General features: G+C 61.5%; 17 protein-coding genes. 1 reads left to right on the top strand and 16 read right to left on the bottom strand.

What is annotated here, in order from left to right:
* Positions 1 to 281 precede the first annotated feature (281 nt).
* From AC5STI_RS19310 to AC5STI_RS19250, 13 genes are all read right to left on the bottom strand, one after another.
* Complete coding sequence (locus AC5STI_RS19310) at positions 282 to 1085, bottom strand: IclR family transcriptional regulator (RefSeq protein ID WP_495447893.1); 804 nt, start codon at positions 1083 to 1085, stop codon at positions 282 to 284.
* Positions 1086 to 1152: 67 nt separating this feature from the next.
* A complete protein-coding gene (locus tag AC5STI_RS19305) occupies positions 1153 to 2493 on the bottom strand; it encodes a TRAP transporter large permease (RefSeq protein WP_495447892.1) in 1341 nt (446 codons plus the stop codon).
* A 41-nt stretch (positions 2494 to 2534) separates the two neighbouring features.
* Positions 2535 to 3032, bottom strand: coding sequence for a TRAP transporter small permease (locus tag AC5STI_RS19300; protein WP_495447891.1), 498 nt, complete (start codon positions 3030 to 3032; stop codon positions 2535 to 2537).
* 55 nt (positions 3033 to 3087) lie between these two features.
* Positions 3088 to 4158: a C4-dicarboxylate TRAP transporter substrate-binding protein gene (locus AC5STI_RS19295; protein WP_475046374.1), complete on the bottom strand. Its 1071-nt coding sequence runs from the start codon at positions 4156 to 4158 to the stop codon at positions 3088 to 3090.
* 176 nt (positions 4159 to 4334) lie between these two features.
* Positions 4335 to 5855: a class I adenylate-forming enzyme family protein gene (locus AC5STI_RS19290; RefSeq protein ID WP_495447890.1), complete on the bottom strand. Its 1521-nt coding sequence runs from the start codon at positions 5853 to 5855 to the stop codon at positions 4335 to 4337.
* 23 nt (positions 5856 to 5878) lie between these two features.
* Positions 5879 to 6883: an NAD(P)H-dependent flavin oxidoreductase gene (locus tag AC5STI_RS19285; RefSeq protein WP_495447889.1), complete on the bottom strand. Its 1005-nt coding sequence runs from the start codon at positions 6881 to 6883 to the stop codon at positions 5879 to 5881.
* Between the two features lie 10 nt (positions 6884 to 6893).
* On the bottom strand, positions 6894 to 7673 hold the full coding sequence (locus tag AC5STI_RS19280) for an oxepin-CoA hydrolase, alternative type (RefSeq protein WP_495447888.1): 780 nt from the start codon (positions 7671 to 7673) through the stop codon (positions 6894 to 6896).
* Entirely contained in the window at positions 7670 to 8095 is a 426-nt protein-coding gene (locus AC5STI_RS19275; protein ID WP_495447887.1) for a PaaI family thioesterase, read from the bottom strand. Before AC5STI_RS19275 ends, AC5STI_RS19280 begins: the two co-directional genes overlap by 4 nt.
* A gap of 3 nt (positions 8096 to 8098) precedes the next feature.
* A complete protein-coding gene (locus AC5STI_RS19270; protein WP_495447886.1) occupies positions 8099 to 9217 on the bottom strand; it encodes an acyl-CoA dehydrogenase family protein in 1119 nt (372 codons plus the stop codon).
* Positions 9218 to 9231: 14 nt separating this feature from the next.
* The gene (locus AC5STI_RS19265) at positions 9232 to 10428 is read right to left on the bottom strand and encodes an acyl-CoA dehydrogenase family protein (protein WP_495447885.1); all 1197 of its coding nucleotides are present in this window, start codon (positions 10426 to 10428) and stop codon (positions 9232 to 9234) included.
* Between the two features lie 13 nt (positions 10429 to 10441).
* Positions 10442 to 11620 carry an acetyl-CoA C-acyltransferase gene (locus tag AC5STI_RS19260; RefSeq protein ID WP_495447884.1) on the bottom strand — a complete coding sequence of 393 codons (1179 nt, stop codon included), beginning with the start codon at positions 11618 to 11620 and terminating at the stop codon, positions 10442 to 10444.
* An 11-nt stretch (positions 11621 to 11631) separates the two neighbouring features.
* Positions 11632 to 13725, bottom strand: coding sequence for a 3-hydroxyacyl-CoA dehydrogenase NAD-binding domain-containing protein (locus tag AC5STI_RS19255; protein ID WP_495447883.1), 2094 nt, complete (start codon positions 13723 to 13725; stop codon positions 11632 to 11634).
* A gap of 288 nt (positions 13726 to 14013) precedes the next feature.
* Positions 14014 to 14400, bottom strand: a complete 387-nt coding sequence (locus AC5STI_RS19250) for a metallopeptidase family protein (RefSeq protein WP_495447882.1) — start codon at positions 14398 to 14400, stop codon at positions 14014 to 14016.
* Between the two features lie 30 nt (positions 14401 to 14430).
* Here AC5STI_RS19250 and AC5STI_RS19245 point away from each other — a divergent pair, with 30 nt between their 5' ends.
* Complete coding sequence (locus AC5STI_RS19245) at positions 14431 to 14646, top strand: hypothetical protein (protein ID WP_495447881.1); 216 nt, start codon at positions 14431 to 14433, stop codon at positions 14644 to 14646.
* A 51-nt stretch (positions 14647 to 14697) separates the two neighbouring features.
* On the opposite strand, the gene AC5STI_RS19240 is transcribed toward AC5STI_RS19245, so the two are convergent.
* The 3 genes from AC5STI_RS19240 to AC5STI_RS19230 are packed head-to-tail and all read right to left on the bottom strand — an operon-like array spanning position 14698 to position 20862.
* Complete coding sequence (locus tag AC5STI_RS19240; RefSeq protein WP_495447880.1) at positions 14698 to 15723, bottom strand: adenylate/guanylate cyclase domain-containing protein; 1026 nt, start codon at positions 15721 to 15723, stop codon at positions 14698 to 14700.
* On the bottom strand, positions 15716 to 16051 hold the full coding sequence (locus tag AC5STI_RS19235; protein WP_475046197.1) for an Hpt domain-containing protein: 336 nt from the start codon (positions 16049 to 16051) through the stop codon (positions 15716 to 15718). Before AC5STI_RS19235 ends, AC5STI_RS19240 begins: the two co-directional genes overlap by 8 nt.
* Entirely contained in the window at positions 16048 to 20862 is a 4815-nt protein-coding gene (locus AC5STI_RS19230; RefSeq protein WP_495447879.1) for a GAF domain-containing protein, read from the bottom strand. Before AC5STI_RS19230 ends, AC5STI_RS19235 begins: the two co-directional genes overlap by 4 nt.
* Between the last annotated feature and the right edge of the window lie 339 nt (positions 20863 to 21201).

Genomic DNA, 21201 nt, shown 5'->3' with positions numbered 1-21201 from the left:
TGGTGAGCTTCCGCCAGAAATCCGAACGCCGGCAGAAGTTCTGATCTGCAGTTTTCCGGTCTTTGCCGAAACGCCCTCTTCTGCCGCCTGATGGGCGGCAGTCCATCTTCAATCGCGGTGATCAGAGCACGGGGCTGCGGCAAGGCTGCTTCGAGGCTAAGGCAGGCAGTTGCGGCAGAGCGCGCAAAGGCCGGAAACTACAGGATAGGCCTTTGTTGAGCGGTGGCTTCGGGTCCGCATCGCGACGGCGGCTGAAACGCAGGGGTAGTGGCTAAGGGGCCTTATTCATTCATCACCAGCGCGGATTGCTGGCCTGTCATCCTGCGGACCTCAGAGACAGCATCTGCAAGCGCCGGGCCAACCTCGTCAGAGATACGCTGATCAGAGAGGAGCTGTGAGGTCGAGCTTGCCAGAAAAGCGACCGGTTCGCCTAAATCAGACGGGCGGTATGGCACGGCAGCGGCGTTAATTGTCTCGGAAAATCGGTTTCCGCCGCGCACTTGGGTGTAACCGTCAGCCAGGATCTCGCCGTGCGCGGCAGTTCTGATAGCCGCGAATTCCGTCAGCAATTCTTCGGGCTCATCCCCGTGGCTTTCCAGAAACCGGGCGAACTCCTCGTCGCTGAGCGCCCCCAGATACGCTTTGCCGCTGGAAGACGTATGCAGCGGCATCCGGTAGCCGACGTCCAGCCAGATTGCCGAAGAGTTCACCGGCCGCCAAGCCCTTGTCAGCAGCATCCGCCGGTCGTCTCTGATGCTGATTGCTGTCAATGTACCTGTTGCATCTGCCAGCCGCTGCATGACTGGCGAGGCAATCTCGACAAAGGCGAATGAAGCTGCTGCGATGTTGCCCAGTGCAAGCGCCGCCGGGCCGAGGCGGTATTTGTCGTGCCGCCGCCCGTGGGTCAAGTAGCCAAGCGCGCACAAGGTGAAGGTCAGCCTGGAAACCGTCGGCCGCGGAATGCCGGTGCGCTCTGAGATTTCGAGGTTGCCCAGGCCGTCATCCGTCGGGCGGAATGCCCGCAGAATTGTAAGGCCCCGCGCCAGTGTATTTGCAAATCTCTTGTCCGATGAATCGGCTGGCATGGTGTTTCCTGTATCTATGCGGGCGTCCGGCCCATGCGGGGCCTTCACTGTTCGCTGATCTTCAATACTACTGAACCGCATTTGACAGCACCAGAGAGATCGACGGGAAAGCCACCAGCAGAAGCAGCACAACCACATCGATGCTGAGGAACCGCCATATGCCGGAAAAAACCATTCCGACAGGAGCGTCCTTACCGACGACGTTGGACAGGACAAAGACGTTCAGCCCCACCGGCGGAGTGATAAGACCAATCTCGAGCAACTTCACTACAACCACACCGAACCAGATCAAGTTCAGCCCATAGGACTCCACCAGTGGCACCACCAGCGGCAAGGTCAGTACCATGATCCCGATCGGATCCAGAAACATACCCAGCACCAGGTAGACCACGCAGATTGCAAACAGCAGCGTCGCGGTCGAGAATTCAGCCTGCGAAACCCACTCCACCAACGCGGGAGCCATGCCCGTCAGGGCGATGGCCGCAACAAAGATCTTGGCGCCCGCGGCAACAAAAAAGATGGCGCTGGTTTGCACACAGGTTTCCCGGACTGCCTGCCAGATGCCTGCCAGATCCAGCTGCCGCTGCGCCAGGCCGATCACGACAGTCAGCACGACGCTAACGGCCGCCGCTGCCGTGGCGGTGAAGTAGCCGCCGTAGATGCCGACCACGATGACGGCAAAGATCAGCGCCGCAGGCCAGGCCCTGCGGAACGCCGCCATCTTGTCGGCAAAGCTTGCGGCTTCGCCGCGGGCAGGCACCGCCGCCGGGTCTGCCTTGATCCACATGGCAATGACCAGAACAAAGCCCGCCAGCGTCAGAAGCCCCGGCAGAATGCCGGCAATGAACAGCTTGTTCACCGAAGTCTCGGTAAAGATCGCATAGATGATGAACAGGATACTCGGGGGGATCAGAGAGCCGAGTGTACCCCCGGCAGCGACGCTGGCGGTCGCCAGCCTTGGATCGTATCCAAGGCGCAGCATTTCCGGAGTGCAGATCTTTCCCATGGTCGACGCGCAGGCCAGGCTGGAACCGGTAATGGCGGAAAAACCGCCGCAGCCCATGACAGAGGCCACCGCAATGCCGCCGCGCAGGCGAAGCAGCCAAACCTTGGCCGCGTCATAGACCGCAGTCGTGATCCCGGCACGATAGGCGATGTTGCCTAGTGCAATGAACAGCGGGATCATCGACAGATCAAAGGAGTGCAGCAAATCGAACGAGTTGCTGAAGACCAGGGACGAGGTAGCCCGGAATGCACGTTCTGGCATGAAGGTGCCGGTGCGGAACGCAAATATCGTAAAGGCCGCCAATGTCGCCACGCCGATAAGGGCAAAGGCAATCGGCACGCGAATGGCCAGAAGCACAAGCATTACGGCAAAGGCCACAAGGCCGATCAGAGCGGGATCCACGGGCAGTCTCCTCGGCAGATCTTTTGAATGTCAGATGAGTGTCAGGTTTTGTGCGGTGCGATCACACCGCCGCGCATCAGGGTCAGCGCATCGTCCACAGCCATCACCGCAAGGCGAAGCCATCCCAGGGCAATGCCCAGGACAAAGGCGAGCCGTCCCGGCCATTGCGGCAGGTTCAGATCACCGTAAAACACGCTGCCGGTTTGCCACTGATGCAGAAACTCCCTGCCGCCGGAATAGAGGATCGGCGATAGCGCCAGCAGACCGAAGAGGGTGCCGAATACCGTCAGCCACCCCGACACCCGCGGCGGCAGCAGATTGGTCAGGAACTCCACCGCGATATGCGCCCGGTGCGCGGTTGCGGCAGCCAGAGGCATCACAATCGCCAGAACCATCAGTTCACGCACGATGACAATGGTGTCCGGCACCGAACTGCTGAAGAGGTTCAGCGCCACAACATCGGCAAAGATCAGCAGTGCCAGCATAATTATGGCCGCAGCCGAGACATCAACAAAAACCCGTTCCAGCCTGCGAAGCATCCTGTCCTCCCCCTGTATTGCCAGGCGGCGCTGAGGCCGCCTGGTGCCGCAGCGATCAGTTACTGCGTGTCCACGGATACCCCTTGGCCTCAAACTCTGCGGTGTATTCAGCCACTGCTGCGGTGTAGGTTGCCATCAGCCGGTCCGCATCAAAGCCGACGCTGCGGGCATTTTCCATCCAGTCCGCAATGAAAGGTTCAGCCGCAGCATTCAGCGTTGCTTTGTCCGCTTCGCTGAGCTCGATGACCTCGATCTTGCGGGTGGTCTCACCTGCGGTCATCGCTTCCATCGCCTTGTTGTTGGCACCGGTCACAATTTTGGCGAACTGGTCGGCCAGTTCCTCGCCCGCCTGCATCAGCACTTTTTGCTGACCAGTTTCCAGGCTGTCAAAAACCTGCTTGTTCATGAACATGCCGTAACCGCCGATTTGTCCCCAGTTCAGGACAGTGTAGCTGTCGATAACCTCGTCCCATTTCAGCGAAGGAATGATGTAGTCGTAGCCCTGGCTGCAGTCGATCAGCCCGGTGTCCAGACCCTGGTAGGCCTCATAGACCGACAGGTTCACGCGGGTTGCGCCCATTTCACCAAAGACCTTGCCGTACACGCCGGCGCCGCGGACCTTCTTGCCTTTGATGTCTTCAACCGAGCGGATCGGCTCTCCGGCGCAAGCCACGTTCACGGCCGAGGCGGTGAAGGTGCCGATGTAGACCAGGTTCTGGCGGGCAAGATGCTCGGTGATCTGCGGTTCTGAGCGCATCAGGCGGTCAGCTGCGCGCATGGCAACCCAGGCATTTGGTCCTCCGATCGGGAAGTCGGCCAGCGAGTATGCCGCCATCTCCTTCTGGAAATAGGCGGCGATAATGGAACCGGCATCCGCCACCCCGTCGCCGATCCCCTGCACAGCCGCGCTTGCCTTGAACAACGCGCCGCCCCATTGGACGTCCAAGCGCAGATCACCGCCGGAAAGGTCGCTGATCCGGCTGTTGTACCACTTCAGTGCGGCCGGAACCGTGCCCCTGTCCGGGCCGCTGTGGCCGTAATAAATTACGGTTTCCGCAGATACCGCCGTTGCGCCAAGGCTGGCCGCGACAGTCAGCCCTCCCAGAAAATTCTTGATCAATCCCATGACTTGCATCTCCTCCTACAAAGTCGCCAGGTTTATTTTACTATGTGGAATTTTAAAGATCTGTCCAGAACTTTATTTCACATAATGGAATTTAATGATTGCGCTTGACCATAGCTCGCCGCAGGCCGGGCAACCTGCCTTTGCCCTGCATGCATCTGAGTGAACCGCGCCGAAGATTAGACGTTTTCAGCCAATTCGCTGGCAAAGGTTTCGATCAGTTTCGCTTTCAGGATTTTGCCGGTCGGCGCCGCGGGCAGAGCCGCCGCCACTATGATGCGCGACGGACGTTTATAGGGGGCCAGGCGATCATTGAGAAAGCAGCTTAGCTCCGTCTCTGTCACATTGCTGCCGGTAGCGGCGCTAACAAAGGCCAGCACTTCCTCGTTCCCTTCGACAGAACGGCCCACGACGCTTGCCACCACCACATCCGGATGCTCGGTTAGGGCCGCTTCGATTTCGACCGGGTAGACATTGAAACCGGACCTGATGATCAGCTCTTTGGTGCGCCCGGCAATATGCAGCTTGCCTTCGCCGTCAAACCGGCCCAGATCGCCGGTTCGGAAAAAACCGTCCTCTGTCATAGCCGCTGCTGTTTGCTCTTTATCGCGGAAATAGCCCTTCATGACTTGCGGGCCGCCTACCAGGATCTCGCCGATCCCTTCCTCCGGCGTGGCGCCCGGCGCCTCCAAATCGAGCTTGAGAGTGCAATCGCCCATCGGCAGCCCGACGCTTATGTCCGGATCGCCAATGCTATTGCGGGTCGCGCAAACACCCGCTGTGCCCTCGGTAAGCCCGTAGCCGTTTTGCAGCGGCAGGCCGTAAAACGCCTCAGCCTCACGCTTCCATGCGGGATCCAAAGGTGCGCCTCCCGAGGACACAAAACGAAGTTTGGCGGCGTCATAGCGCGGCTTGCCGTGCGAGCGGGCGTAGTTGAGTAAATGGGCATGCATCTGCGGCACGGCGGGCAGCAGGGTCACATCCTCTTGCAGAGCATTGTAAAGGCGCTCCGCCGAGAATTGCGCCTCCATCCGCATTGCTGATCGCGCCAGAGTGACGGACAGCATTGTGACCAGTCCGAAAATATGGCTGAGCGGCAAGGCCAGATAGGTCACATCCGATAGCTGAATACCCCGAACCTCGGCCGACGCAGCGGCCCCTGCGATCAGGTTGGCATGTGTCAGCATGGCCGCCTTGGGCGTGCCTGTTGTGCCTGACGTGTAGAGCAGAAGAGCAACTTGTTCGCGTCCGTCCTCCGATACCGGCTCCGGCGTGGCGCCTGTCCTTGGCATCAGCGCCGCGGCTCCAAAACCGCCATGGATTTCCTGGGCGCCGTAGTGATCAGCATGGGCACGGGCCGCCGCGGAGGAGGCAGCTGTAAAGACCACCGCGCTGGGGTCGGAATGCGCAAAGATCCGGTCCAGCTCAGCTGTGGTCAGCCGCGCATTGATGGCAACCGCAGAAGCGTCCAGCATGCTTGCGCCAAAGAAGAACGCGATCACCTCCACGCAGTTTTCAAACACCAGAACCACCCGGTCGCCTGGCCTGACACCTGCGGTCTTCAATTGCTCCGCTGCGGCCGAAGCCGCTTGCGAGATTTCCAGCCAGGTCAGGCGCCGGCCATCCTGATCCCGCAGCGCCAAGGCGTCGGGGCGTGTTTCAGCGGCTGTTTGCAGCAGCCCGTGTACGCGGTTGTGCATGTCTTTGTTCCTCCCTTGCACTGTCACGCCGCCAGGCCCAGCCGCCCGAAGGCTGCCAGCGCCTCGGCCTCAAGGCGGGCGGTGATTTCGGCAAAGGGCTCCACTTTGTCTACAAACCCCAGCGCATGGCCCGCCGACAGGAGCCCTTGCGACACGTCGCCGGTGGCATAAGCCTGGCGCCCGATCTTGCCGGACACATGCTTTAGCAGCTCCTGGATTCCGATTTCGGGGTTGTCGCGTTCGAGCCGGGCAACCGTTTCTGTTGTTTGGTTGCGCAGGCTGCGCACGGTATTGCGCACCGAGTGCATAGTGAGCTGCGTGTCCAGCTCGCTGGCGTTCACCATTGCCTGCTTGTAATCCGGATGCGCGGTCAGCTCGCTGGCAACCAGAAACCTGGTGCCCATCACCACACCTGCTGCTCCCATGACCAGTGCTGCCACGATCTGCTTGCCGTGACCGATGCCGCCGCCGATCAGCCACGGGATGGTTAGCCGGTCCTCCGCCAGCCCGGCATTGACCATGCTTCCAACCATGTCCATGCCGGGATGGCCGCCGCATTCGGCGCCGACAATCGACACCATGTCAACGCCCACCTGTTCAGCCTTCACCGCATAGCGCAGGCTGGGAACCTTGTGCAGCACAGTGATCCCGGCATCCTTGAGGATCGGCATAAACGCCTCGGGGCTGCGGCCTGAGGTTTCGACAAACTGCACGCCTTCATCCGCGATCAGGCGGAATACCTCTTCGGTCTTCTCCCCCGGCACCAGCTTGGGGATCATCGAGACGTTGACCCCGAAGGGCTTGCCGCCGCACATCTCCCGGCAGCGGCGGATCTCCGCGCGCAGATTATTCATCTCGGGGAAACTTGCGGCAGTGATGAACGAGACGATCCCGGCCCGTGCCGCGGCGGACACGTATTCAGCATTGGCAAGCCATTGCAGGCCGCCCGCCACAACCGGCAGGCGCGTGCCGTAGGTCCGGGTCACGGGCGTATCGAAAACCGCCGGCAGTGCAGATGTGTGGATCATTTCGGTCTCCTTACCGGAATACAGGGGATGTCTTGGCGAGAAAGGCGCCGATGCCCGCCTGGGCCTCGGATCCGCCGAGAGCCTTGGCCATGGCATCGCGTTCATGCGCAAGCTGCTCTTCGAAGCTGGCGGTTTCTGCCTGATTGAGCAGCGCCTTGATGTCGGCGATTGCCGTCTCGGGTCCTTTGGCAACTGCGGCCGCCAGTGCTTCCGCCTGTGCGACTGCGGTGCCTGGCGGGGCTAGTTCGGTTATTGCACCCAGGTGGTGCATCCGCTCGGCGCTAAGCGGCTCGGCCAGTATCGCCATCCGCGCCACAGTTGCCCGCGGCAGCGCCTGCGTCAGTGCATAGGTAGCACCGCCATCCGGCACCAGTCCTGCCTTGACATAGGCCAGGGTAAACCTGGCGCCCTCCCCTGCGACGATCATATCCGCCGCCATCGCCAGCGACAGCCCTGCCCCGGCCGCTCCGCCTTCCACCGCTGCGATGACCGGCTTTGGACAGGTGCGGACCGCGCGGATCAGGGCGTTCAGTTTGCCGATCTGCACCCGGCGCTCTTCGTAGGGCATCTCGCGGCGTTCCTTCAGCATGTTCAAATTGCCGCCGGAGCAGAAGAAGCCGCCTTCGCCCGCCAGGATCACCGCGGCAATGCCCGGATCGGACGCCGCCCGCGCCAGCCCTTCCTGCAGACCCTGATAATACTCATAGGACAGCGCATTGCGCATCGCCGTGTTGCAGTTCCAGATGATCAGGGCCCTGCCCCGGATTTCATGCCGGAATAGCGCACTCATGCCGGATCCTCCGTCTTTGCCTGATAAACCCGTTTGAATACGCCCGTGGACGAGGCGATGAGCCGCCCTGCCTCATCCCGCAGATCGCAGGCGACGAATTTTGTTGTCTTGCCGCCGCCGGTGATCCGCCCGGCGGCCCGCACCTGCCCCTGCCGTGCCGCAGCCATGTAATTGACCGTCAGCGACAGCGTCACAAACGGGGTAATGCCCTCAGGGTCGCAGGACAGGCTGGCCGTTACGCCGCTGGCGGTATCCAGCAGCGTTGCCGCCACCCCGCCATGCAGCATACCCTGCCGGTTCAGATGCAATGCCGAAATCTCCAGCACGCAATGCGCTTCCACCGCTTCCGGATCAATTTCGATGTGATACTCCAAGGCCTCGAACAGCGGGATCATCGGGCGCTCCGGGCGAACCAGCGGCATGGCTCAGGCCACCCTGAGCGAAATGAAGCGTTCCAGATGATAATCCGTGTCGCCGAACAGATGGTCGATCATCGTCAGGCGGCGGGCAAAGTGGGACAGCGCGTATTCATCGGTCATGCCGATGCCGCCGTGCATCTGGATGCATTCCTCAGCCACCAGCGCGCCTGTCCGGCCAATCAGGTTTTTGGCAGCACTTACGTGGATTTCGCGCAGGGCACGCGGCTGCTGCAGGTTGCCTGCCAGGTTGATCACGGCCGAGCGTGCTTGCTCGATCTCGATCAGCATGTCCGCCATCCGGTGCTGCAGCGCCTGGAACTTGCCGATAGGAGTTCCAAACTGCTTGCGCTCCTTCAGGTAGCCGGTGGTGAGTTCCTTGGCGGCCTCCATCGCGCCCAGGGCTTCGGCGCAAATGGCGGTCAAGCCGCGGGCGACTGCAGCCTCCAGCGCGGCAAACCCCTCTCCGGCAGTGCCCAGGCGCGCCTTGGCGGTCAGCCGCACCCCATCCAGGGCGACCGTTGCAGCCGGGATGCTGTCAATATTCCTGTGTCCGCTGACTGTCACGCCGGGCGTATTCACGGGCACCAGAAACAGGGAAATGCCCGCCGTGTCTGCCGCATCCCCCGTCTCTCGGGCTGAAACCACCAGCGATTGCGCCTCTGCGCCGTGCAGCACATGGGTCTTGATGCCCTGCAGCACGATGGCATCGCCGCCCGCAACAGCCGAAGTCTCCACATGGTTCAAGTCATAGCGCGCGGCGGCCTCGCCATGCGCCAGAGCCGCGATATGCGTCCCGGCCATGATCTCATCAGCCAGCCCGCCGCCCAGCTTTGCTATCAGACCGCCAGCCAGCACCGCCGGCAGCACCGGTTCGATCACGCCGGCCCGCCCCAGCTCTTCAAAGACCACCATCAGATCGAAGCCCTGGCCGCCGAAACCGCCTTGCTCTTCGCTGAACAGCGCGCCCAGTACTCCAAGCTCCGCCAGACCGGCATAAACCTCCGCATCATAGGTGGTGCCTGCAGCAATCAGCGCCCGCCGGTTCTCATGCGAATACTTGTCCGCCAGGAACCGCTGCAGCGTGTCGCGGAGCATGGCCCGTTCTTCGGTCAGGTTGAAATCCATATCACATGCTCCCTCTACAGACCCAGAATGGCCTTGGTGATGATGGTGCGCTGCACCTCATTCGACCCGCCAAAGATCGACAGTTTGCGCATGTTGAAATAGTTGGGCGCAGAGGCCGCTGCGTATTCCGGTCCCATGGCATCGGCATTGTCGCCGCCGGTCAGAAAATCAGGCTGGAACGGCAGCGCATCCGGCCCCATCGCCCGGCGCAGCAGCGATGTCAGCTCCTGCCGGATCACTGTGCCCTTCACCTTGAGCATGGAGCTTTCGGCTCCCGGCGCCTGGCCCTTGGCTGCCGCCGACACCACCCGCAGATTGGTGGTCGCCATCGCCATCAGGTCGATCTCGGCCTGCGCCATGCGGGCCGCGAAATGCGGGTTGTCCGCCAGCGGCCGGCCGCCGGATTGGACCCGGGCGGCGACGTGCTTCAGCGTCGCCAGCAGCGCATTTGAAAAGCCCACTCCGGCAATATTGGTGCGCTCATGGGTGAGCAGGTACTTGGCGTAGGTCCAGCCCTTGTTCTCTTCTCCCACGAGGTTTTCCGCAGGAACGCGGACGTTATCAAAGAACACCTCGTTCACCTCCGGCTCGCCATCGATCAGCAAGATGGGCCGCACGGTGACACCGGGCGTGTTCATGTCGATCAGCAGAAACGAGATGCCTCCCTGCTTCTTGGCCTCCGGATCGGTCCGCACCAGGCAGAAGATCCAGTTCGCGTGCTGGCCCAGCGTCGTCCAGGTTTTCTGCCCGTTGACCACATAATGGTCTCCGTCCCGCACCGCGCGGGTCTTGACCGCCGCCAGATCGGACCCTGCGCCCGGCTCGGAATAGCCCTGGCACCACCAATCCTGTCCGTTCAGGATCCGCGGCAGGAATTTCTGCCGTTGCTCCTCGGAGCCAAAGGCCAGCAGCACCGGTGCCAGCATCGACAGGCCAAAGGGAAGGCTGCGCGGCGCGTGAGCCAGGCAGGCTTCTTCCTCAAAGATATGGCGTTGCACCGCATTCCATTCACAACCGCCGTATGCGCGCGGCCAGTTCGGGGCGAGCCATCCGCGTTCGCTCAGCAGGCTGTGCCACAATTCGCTGTCCGCTTTGCTCAGCCGTTTGCCCAGCCGCACCTTCTCGCTCAGCTCCCGCGGCAGCGTGGACTTCAGCCAGTCCCGCACCTCGGCGCGGAACACCTGCTCCTCTTCGGTGAAGTTCAGATCCATCTTGCGCGTTCCCTCAGAAAATCTCGAACAGCCCGGCCGCACCCATGCCGCCGCCGATGCACATGGTCACCACGCCCAGTTTGGCCCCGCGCCGGCGGCCTTCGAGCAGCAGATGTCCGGTCATCCGTGCGCCGGTCATGCCGAACGGGTGGCCGATCGAGATCGAACCGCCGTTGACGTTGCAGATCTCCGGGTCGATCCCCAGCCGGTCGCGGCAGTAGAGGGCCTGTGAGGCAAAGGCCTCGTTCAGCTCCCACAGGGCAATGTCGTCCACCGTCAGCCCGTGGCGCTCCAGCAGGCGCGGCACTGCAAAGACGGGACCGATGCCCATCTCGTCCGGCTCGCACCCGGCCACAGCGAAACCCTTGAAGGCCCCCAGGGGGTCTACCCCCTCGCGCTCGGCCAGACCGCTGTCCATCAGCACCAGCGCCGCCGCGCCGTCGCTCAGCTGTGAGGCATTGCCCGCGGTGACAAAATGCCCCTCGCCCTGCACCGGCGCCAGGCCGGCCAGCCCCTCCAGCGTGGTGTTGGGGCGGTTGCAGTCATCCATGCCAAAGGTCACCTCCTTGCGGGTGACTTCACCGGTTTCCTTATCCTTGAAGGCCTGGGTCACCGTGATCGGCACGATCTCGTCATCGAGCCTGCCCGCTGCCTGCGCGGCAGCCGTGCGCTGCTGGCTGGCCAGGGCCAGTTCATCCTGCGCTTCGCGGCTGATGCCATAGCGCGCCGCCACGATATCGGCGGTCTGGATCATCGGCAGATACAGCTCGGGCTTGTTTTCCAGTATCCAATTCTCCCGGGCCTGCGGCGGGCGCGAAGGCGGCATCTGGCTGATGCTTTCCACCCCGGCCCCGATCGCGGCCGGCGCGCCCTCCATAACGATCGAGTGCGCTGCCATCGCCACTGCCTGCAGCCCGGAGGAGCAGAACCGGTTCACGGTCGCGGCGGAAACCGACACCGGCAGCCCTGCCCGTATTACCGATTGGCGGGCGATGTTGGCGCCGGTCCAGCCTTCGGGGTAGCCGCAGCCGACCAGCGCGTCCTCAATCATGTCCGGCGCAATGCCCGCCCGCTGCACCGCATGGCTGATGGCATGGCCTGCCATTGTGGCACCATGGGTTTCATTGAACGCGCCACGGTAGGATTTGGCCAGACCAGTTCGCGCGGTGGAGACGATGACCGCCTGTTTCATTGGTTTCTCCTTCAGGTGTTCAGGCTGGCAAAGGTCCGGCCTTCAGCGGCCAGTTGCTCCAGCAGAGGCGCGGGCTGCCAAAGGATTGGGTCCTCCTCGTGGAAGCGGCAGATATCCTTCAGGATTTTATCCAGTCCTATCGTGTCGGCATAATGCATCGGGCCACCGCGCCAGCGCGGGAATCCGTATCCGTTCAGCAAAGTCACATCCACATCCAGCGGCCGCAGTGCGATGCCGTCTCCGACCACCCGCGCGGCTTCATTCACCATTGCCGCCATGTAGCGGCTTATGATCTCATCTTCGCCGATTGTGCGCGGTGTGATGCCTTTGGCGGCACGCTCTTCAGCAATGATTTTTTCAACCTCAGGATCAGGACGCGGGTCTTTGATGCTGTCATCGTAGATATAGAATCCGCGTCCGGTCTTGCGTCCGAACCGGCCCAGCTCGCACAGCCGGTCGGCAAATTCAGGATAGGTTTCGCGCGGATCCCTGGTTGGGGCCAGACGTTTGCGGTTTGCCCAGCCGATATCCAGCCCGGCCAGATCGCCCACGGCAAACGGCCCCATCGCCAGGCCAAAGCCAGTCAGTGCCTTGTCCACCGCATAGGGGCTGGCCCCGGCCAGTACCATGCCGTAGACCGCCTTGCTGTAATGCGACAGGATCCGGTTGCCGATAAAACCGTCGCAGACGCCCGCGCGCACCGCTACTTTCTTTAGACGCTTGGCCAGCGCGAAGCCCGTCGCCACTGCGTCCGGAGCGGTTTCCGCGCCCACCACCACTTCCAGCAACCGCATCACATGCGCAGGCGAAAAGAAATGCAGCCCGATCACATCTTGCGGGCGGCTGGTCATAGCGGCGATTGCGTTCAGATCCAGGTAAGAGGTGTTTGACGCCAGAATGGCCCCCGGCTTGCAGACTTGGTCAAGCCGGGTGAACACATCCTTCTTTACGTCCATGCTTTCAAAAACAGCTTCAATCACCAGATCCGCCGGTGCCAAATCCTCAAAGCTAGTGGTTGTGCTGAACGCGCCGGCAAGAATGGCATCGCGCTGCGTTTCGGTCAGTTTGCCGCGTTTCACCGCATTTTCCAGCATCTTTCTGACGCTGGCTGCGGCCTTAGACGCCGCCGCCTTATCGCGTTCGGCCAGCGTCACGTGCAGTCCGCCAAGCAGTGCGCTGACGGCAATCCCGGTCCCCATAGTACCGCCGCCTACAACACCTAAACGGCTGATTTCGCGCGGCTCAACACCTTCGATATCTGGCAGCTTTCCGACCTGGCGCTCCGCAAAGAAGCCGTGGATCAAGGCCTTGCTCTGATCGGACGCCATCAGCTCCTGAAACAGCGCGCGCTCTTTCTTCAGTCCTTCGCTGAGCGGCAACGACATTGCCGCCTCCACAGCACCCAAACAAGCCAATTGTGCAATTGCCCCGCGTGCCGATCTGGCAGTTTCAGACCGGATTTTCTCCAAAACCGCAGGCTCCAGCTGATTGCACGGCAGGCTGCCAACCGGGCGCGGCCCCTTGCCCGCCGCGATCAGCTCGCGGGCAAAGGCGACCCCTTCAGCGGAGGCGTCGCTGCCGTCCGCAATCCGGTCGATCAGACCCCAGGACAGCGCGGTATCAGCATCAACCGGTTTGCCGCCAGTGATCAGCCGGGCCGCCTCTTCAGCCGGGACCAAACGCGGCAGTCGCTGAGTGCCGCCTGCACCGGGGAGCAGCCCCAGCGACACTTCCGGCAGGCCAAACCGGGTGCCCTTCAGCGCGATCCGGTAGTGGCCGCCCAAGGCCACCTCCAACCCGCCGCCAAGCGCATTTCCCTGCATTGCCGCGATTACCGGTACGGGCGACGCTTCGATTTCATTGATTAGATCCGGCAGAACCGGCGCTTGGGATGGCTTGCCGAACTCCCGGATATCCGCACCGGAAAAGAAGCTGCGGCCCGCGCAACAGATGACTACCGCCTTTGTCTGAACGCTGTTCAGCGCTGTCCGCAAACAGTCCTGCATGCCTGCGCGCACCGCGTGGGAAAGAGCATTAACCGGCGGATTATCCACCTTCACAACAGCGATGCCGTCATCCATCGCCAGATTGACCAGGCTTTCCATTTTCCCTCGCACGTTGTTCTCAGAAGCTCTTGCTTATCGATTGGTACGCAATCAGGTTTGAAATTTCAATATGTAAAATCGCATTCCTATTAGCGGAATTTGTCCGGGCATGCCAGGAGCAACACAACTGGCTTGCGGGTACGACCCGGCCGACGCGAACCTGAGCGGAATGAGAATTGCTACACCTTAGGTCAGTAGGCTGCCGGCGGCACTCGCGATGCCCCATCCAGGCAGCAGCAAAGGCTGCGAGCTTAAACCGTACACTCAGTCTTTGCAGTGAACGGCGGTTCAGACCCACCATTGGTCGATCTCTGCGATCTCCTCGTCAGTCCATCCGAAATGATGGGCGAACTCGTGAATAACAATGTGTGCGATCAATTCGTTCAGCCCGACATTGCCGCGATCGCGCCATTCTTCCAGAATCGGCTGCCGGAAAAGCCAGACGACATCTTGAGGCGGTGCCATGTCGAAGACCGATTTCTCGGTCATGGGAATACCCTCGTAGAGCCCCGTAAGATCGCGCGGATCCGCGATGCCAAGATCGTTCAACATGGCTGGCTCAGGCCACTCAGCAATGCGCAGAATGACGTTTTCTGCAGCAGGCCGAAAAGCTCCGGGCATGGAAGCAATGGCGGCACGAGCGCACGTCTCGAAATATTCAAGGTCGTGGTGCATTCACTGAATATGGTATCTTGGAACGGCAGAGTGAACCGCATGGCCGAAGGAAAGGCACCCCGGGCCACAGGTGCAAACAACAGCATTAATAGGCCAAAAGAAGACGTCCAGCGGATCCGGCCGATGCGGCAGGCGCAAAATCATATGTGGAGCAAGCTCATTAAGGCAGCACCGGAAAATTCGCCATTGTTCGGGCAGGTTGCTGCATTCAGCTGGGGCCGTGTGGAAGCCGCCCTTTATCAGTAAAAGCCGCTTTGCAGGCATCCGCCGGGAAAGGGCGGCGCAAATGCCGGCGGATCACAGCGCAAAAATGTCCTGCCGCTCGGAAAATCCCTTAAACTCCACTTGCTGAATTTTTTCTGCCACGGAGGGATCCGGCAGGCTGTTCCGGGTTTGCATGTCAACCAGGATCCTGCGCCCGGAAGCCTTGGTATGCGCTTCCAGCCGGGCTGCCAGGTTCACGGTCTTGCCGACACAGGTGTATGCGGCCCGCTCGTCTGTTCCGGCATAACCCGCCACCACTTCCCCGGTGGCAATGCCGGCTCCCAGCCGTATTTCCGGTGAGCCAGCCGCGCTCTGCTGCTGATTCAGAACCGCTATCATGCTGAACATTTCCTTGGCCGCGGCCACCGCGTTCAGCGCCGGGTTTTCCAGAGGCCGCGGCGCGCCGAACAGGGCCATCAGCCCATCGCCGATCATCAAGTTCACAATACCGCCGTTGCTGCCGACGGCGTCGAACATCAATGTGTAGTATGTGTTCAGCAGCTCGATGGTGGTCTCTGGCGGCAGGTCCTCGGACAGCGCCGTGAAGTCGCGGATGTCGCAGAAAAGGACCGATGCGGTTATCCGCCTGCCGCCAATGGCAAAGCCGGAGTTCTGCAGGTCCAGCGCCACCTCTTGGGTTGCAAACCGGTCCAGCAGCCGTTTCTGTTCATCACGCAGGCGCTTCTTTTCCAGGCTTGAGTTCAGCCGGGCGCCCAGCAGTACCTGGTTCACGGGCTTGGGCAGGTAGTCCTCCGCGCCCAGTTCAATACAGCGTACGATATTGTCCAGCCCCTCCAGCGAGGAGGTGACAATCACCGGTATATCGCGCAGGTCCGGGGCCGCCTTGATCGCCGCCAGCACTTCGAAGCCGTCCATTTCGGGCATTTCGATGTCCAGCAGGATCAGGGCAAACGCCCCGGTCCTGAGCTGTTCCATCGCGATCTTGCCGTTTTCCGCGGCCTCGGCCCGGTGCCCCAGCAGCTCGACATTGCGCGCAAGCAGCAGCCGGTTGACCTTGTTGTCGTCCACAATCAGCACCTGCCCCTGGGTATCAGCCATCCAGCAGCTCCCGCAGCGCAGCACCGGCGCGAATGTGCTCTGCATCCAGCGCGGCAAGATCCGGTACCGGACCGCTGAGCCCAGACAATTCCATCTGCCGCGCCAATTCCGCCAGCGCGCTGGCGCCAAAGGTGTTTGCGTTGGACTTGAGCGAATGCGCTGCGCGGCGGAAACTGTTGCTATCACCCGCTGCCGCCGCCTGCTTCAGTTCCGCAATCATGCCCGGCGCCTCTTCCAGGAAGGTGGCGGCCAGTTCCGCCGCGAAATCCGCGCCGGTGGCGGCCTGCAACTCGGCAAAGACGGCGGGATCCAGGGGGCTGCCGCTCATGGGGTTTCCTTTCCGCGCGGTTGAATACCTTCCAGCGCCTCAATCAGCCGCTCGACACGGATGGGTTTGGCGATGTAGCCATCCATGCCCGCCTCCAGGCACATCTCCCGGTCGCCCTGCATCGCATTTGCGGTCATCGCAATGATCGCGGGCCTGTCGTCATCGGTGTATTTTCTGGTGATCCGCCGCGCGGCCTCCAGCCCGTCCATTTCAGGCATCTGCACATCCATCAGCACGACGTCGTAGACCTGACGCGCCACGCTTTCCAGCGCCTCGATCCCGTTGCTGGCAAGGTCGGCGCGGTAACCCATCTGCTCCAGCAGCCGGACCGCCAGCTTCTGATTCACCAGATTGTCTTCTGCCAGCAGGATCCGCAGCGGGTGGCGCGCGGCGAGTTCCGGATCGGTCACTGATTTGCCCGCCGTGCCGGCCGCAGCCGAAGGCAGAGGAGCCGAGGCAAACAGCCCGGCCAACGTATCGAACAGGTGCGACTGGCGCAGCGGCTTCGCCAGACAGGCCGCAAACAGCCCGTCCTCTGTCCCCGGGGCGCGTTCGCCAAGGCTGCTGAACAGCACCAGCGGCAGGTCGTTTTGCGTCTGCCTGATCCGGCGCGCCAGCGTCACCCCGTCCATTCCGGGCATATGCATGTCCAGGATCGCAAGATCGAATTCAGCATCTGCCGCCAGCACTTCCAGCGCCGCGCCGGCGGAGGCGACGGCGGTTGTCTGGGTCCCCCACTTACGGGTCTGCGCGGCCAGAATCTTGCGGTTGGTTTCGTTGTCATCCACCATGAGGATGCGCTTGCCGGCCAGTTCCGGCTGCTTGCCCAGAAGGCTGCGGGCCTCCGGTTTCGGCAGCCGGGACGGTTCTGCAAGGATGGTGAAACTGAACACTGATCCCCGGCCCGGCCCCTCGCTGGATGCCTGCATTGTGCCGCCCATCAGCTCTGCCAGCCGTTTTGAAATCGCCAGACCCAGCCCGGTGCCGCCGTATTTTCGCGTGGTTGAGGAGTCTGCCTGGCTGAAGGACTGGAACAGGCGGCTCATCCCTTCCTCTGACAGGCCGATGCCGGTATCGCGGACCTCGAAATGCAGTTTCACCCGGCCATCTGCAGGCGGCTCTGAGGTGACTGACAGCACCACCTCGCCGGTGTCGGTGAACTTGACCGCGTTGGACAGCAGGTTGAGCAGGATCTGCCGCAGCCGGGTCAGGTCGGTGCTGATGGCAGGCGGCACGCTGTCGTCCATGATATAGGCGACATCCAGCTGCTTTTTCGCAGCCCGCCCGCTGATCAGGTCCAGTGCGGTTTCGATGCAGTCGCGCAGATCAAATGGGTGCGCCTCTATGGCCATCTGCCCCGCCTCGATCTTGGAAAAATCGAGGATCTCGTTGATGATCCCCAGCAGCGCGTCGCCGCTGTCGCGGATGGTCCGGGCATAGTCGGCCTGCTCACCGTCCAGTTCGGTGTCCATCAGCAGCCCGCTCATGCCGATCACCGCGTTCATCGGAGTGCGGATTTCATGGCTCATCGTGGCGAGGAATGCGCTTTTTGCCTCATTCGCCTTTTCTGCTGTGGCGCGGGCCTCCTGCACTTCCTGGAACAGGCGAACGTTGCCGATGGCAATAACCGCCTGGTCGGCAAAAGACTCCGCCATTGCAATCTCATCCCGTGAAAACGCACGCGCCGCTTTGCGGATGAACCCCAGGCCGCCGATACACTCGCCATCCCGCAGCAGAGGAAGCATCAAGGAGGAGCGGAAGCCGCTGGCGTGATAGATCCGGCGGTCCATCGGAGGAAGCTTCACTTTTGACCAGTCGGGAATGTGCAGGATCTTCTTACGGGTATAGGACTGCGACGGAAAGTTCTGTGCCGGGTCGATTGGATGCCGGGTCTGGTTGATTTCATCTTCCACACCGGCAGGCGACGCCACCGCCGCTTGCCAGAACTCTTTGCCATCGCTTTCAGTAACAATGGCCAGGTCGCAGGAGATCAGTGATACTGCGAGGCGCACGATCTCGTCGAAGACCGGCTTGGTGTCGGTCGGCGACTTGCTGATCACCCGCAAGACATCGGCACTAGCGGTCTGACGCGCCAGGGCTGCCTGGGTCGCGTTGAACATGCGCGCATTTTGAATGGCGATAACCGCCTGGTCGCAGAAACTTTCTGCCAGCCGGATTTGTTCGCCGGTGAAGGCGCGTTTGCTGTCCGCACGCGAAAACGCAAGCACGCCAACGCAGCTGCCGTCGCGCAGCAACGGCAGGTAAAGGCAGGACTGCAAACCGAATTTTGCCACGGTTTCAACTTCATGCGGCGGCAGATCCGCTTCGGCGAAGTCCGGTACGTGCACCATCTTTCCGGTTTCAAAGACCTGGCTCGGGAAATTGAGCTTTGGATCAATCGGAACCGGTTCGGGGTTTAAAGTGTCCATCGGCCCGGTTCTGCGCATCCCCGCGACAGGGGAGAAATGATCCCCGTCCCGGATCAGCACTGCGGCCCCGTCGCAGTCCAGCAGCCGCACCCCCGCCTCTGCGATTGCCAGAAACACCGGTTTGGCATCCTCCTGGGCGCTGCTGATTACCCGGAGGATATCGGCGCTGGCGGTCTGGCGGACCAGCGCATTCTGCAAATCCGTGAACAGCCGCGCATTGCTCAGTGCAATCACTGCCTGCGCCGCAAAGGTTTCAAACAGCGCGATCTGCTTTGGGCTGAAGGCGTTCTTGCGGACATGGGCCAGCGTGATCACGCCAAGGGTTTTGCCGCCCTTAATCAGCGGTACTCCGAGGCTGGACAGGAACCCGCCCTTGCGCGCTTGCTCCCGCCAGCCGTAATCGGGATCGGCCTCAATGTCGGGAATATAGGTTGTTCGGCCGGTCAGCGCGGCCCGTCCGGTCGTCGTAGCCATTCCCGGCACAAATTCCTGTTGCGCCAGAATCTCCTCGAAAATTTCGTTGGCATTGTGAGTGACGGCCACTTCATAGGCGCCGGTTTCCTCGTTCAGGAGCGCTACATAGGCAACTTCCGGGCTGCAAATCCGCACAGCTACCTTTAACACCGACTGCAGCACCGGCTCCAGCTCGTTGGGTGAGCGCGAGATCACACTCAGCACCTCCGATGTCGCGGTCTGATACTCCAGCGCTTCGCTCAGTTCCGCTGTGCGCGCCTGCACCTCTTCGAACAGCCGGGTGTTGCTGATTGCGATCACCGCCTGCGAGGCAAAGGTCTCCAGCAGGCCGATTTGCCGTTGCGAGAAGGCTTGCGGCTGGCTGTGCGCCATCACAATCACCCCCAGGACCACACAATCCTTGATCAGTGGCACACCCAGCGTGCTTCTGAAATTGCCGATCCCTGCCGCTTCCTTCCAAGTGTAGCTGTCGTCGTGCAGCGTGTCGGCTACATAGACCGTCTTTGCGGTCAGAGCGGTCCGGCCGATACAGCTGCCTTGCCCCGGTGCAATCGGATTGTCCTCAAGGTAGCGGAGAAACCGCGGCCGCACGTTGTGCGACTGGCTAATCCGGTACAGGCCGTCTGCCGCGTCCAGCATGGCAAAAAACGCATACTCAGGGTCGCAAAGACGGGAGGCTACCTGGAGTATGGCGGCCAGCACTGGCTCCAGCTCATTGGGCGAACGCGAGATCACGCTCAGCACTTCCGATGTCGCAGTCTGATACTCAAGCGCCTCGCTCAGTTCCGCCGTGCGTTCCTGCACCTCCTCGAACAGCTGCGTATTGCTGATCGCAATCACCGCCTGCGCCGCAAATGTCTCCAAAAGGCTGATCTGTTTCTCTGTGAAGGCGCCGGGCTGCGCGTGGCCAAGGGTAATGACCCCCGCCACGACACCATCCTTGATCAGCGGAACCCCCAGCGCCGAACGGAAATTACCCTGCTTGGCCGCAGTCTTCCACTTAAACCCTGCATCAGTCTCCGTATCCCTGATGTACACGGTCTCCTTCAGCAGCGCCGTCCTTCCCGTGCAGCTGCCGGTTTCAGGTTCAAACGCCTGCTCCGCTAAGAAACGGCGGAAATCCGGTGTCATGCCGTGCGTCGCGGCAACCCGGTATTTGCCGTCGGTGTGATCCACCAGTGTCGCATAGGCGGTCTGCGGCCTGCAGATATCTGAGGCCACTTCCAGAATGATGTCGAGCACCGGCCTGATTTCGTTGGGTGAGCGCGAGATCACGCCCAGCACTTCTGACGTCGCGGTCTGATGCGTTAGCGCTTCCTGCGTGTCCGCAAAAAGCCGCGCATTGCCGATGGCGATGCAGGCCTGCTCCGCAAAGGTTTCCAGCAGATTGATGTCGGCCGCCAGGGCGGCCCTCCCCGTTGGCCACCCCAGAACAAGAACACCCCAAATGCCCGGCCCGGCCTTTACTGGGACGGCAACCATCTCCTTGTAACCGAACTGCCGCGCCGTTTTGCAGTCCGAATAGTCTGGGGCCTGGGCATCGGCCAGATGAACTGTACGGCCCGTGCGAATAACCGGCCCGGTAATGGATCCCTCAACAGGGGGCGCCGGGTAATTCGCCAGGTAGCCGTCCATGAACGCCTGCCCGAAGCCATGGCTTGCGCAGTAATGGATCATGCCGCCGCTATAGCGCCACAGCATACAGAATCGTGCCCCGCACAACTCACTGGCGCTCTTAACTATGGTGTCAAAAACCGGCTGGATGTCTTCCCGCGACTGCCCGATTACCCTTAGGATTTCGGAGGTAGCCGCAAACCGCGCCTTTTCCTGCGCCAACTGCTGCTCAAGCGCTCTTACAGCATCTGCAGGAGGAATCTGCGGCTCTGATTGCGTTCTTCCGTATCCCATCAAAAAGCAAAATCCGGTTGCCGGCAGTCCGGTGCAAATTCAGGATTCTGCCTAAGGCTGATCTCAAATCTTAGCGGATTTTCGGGAATTATCACAGATTTTGTTGTTCACCCCGCTTGTCGCGTCTTGGGCGGGGTCATCAAATGGCGCAACGCTGTGCAAGCGGCTGGCCTCGTGGGCGGACGCAGCCAGCGCTGAGCGCAGGCATGCTGTTCAAGTATGACGCTGTAATGCGGCGCGTCAAACCGGGCCTTGCTGCACGGCGCATTGCGCGCAGATTTCTTTCTCTTTGTGACACTGCTCACAGAGAAATCCCGGCAAACTGGCTATGCCGCACCA

It is taken from the genome of Leisingera sp. CC-HEC096 (assembly GCF_059429235.1).
The sequence above is the reverse complement of the archived record's forward strand: the minus strand, read 5'-3'. Positions and strand labels throughout refer to the sequence as shown.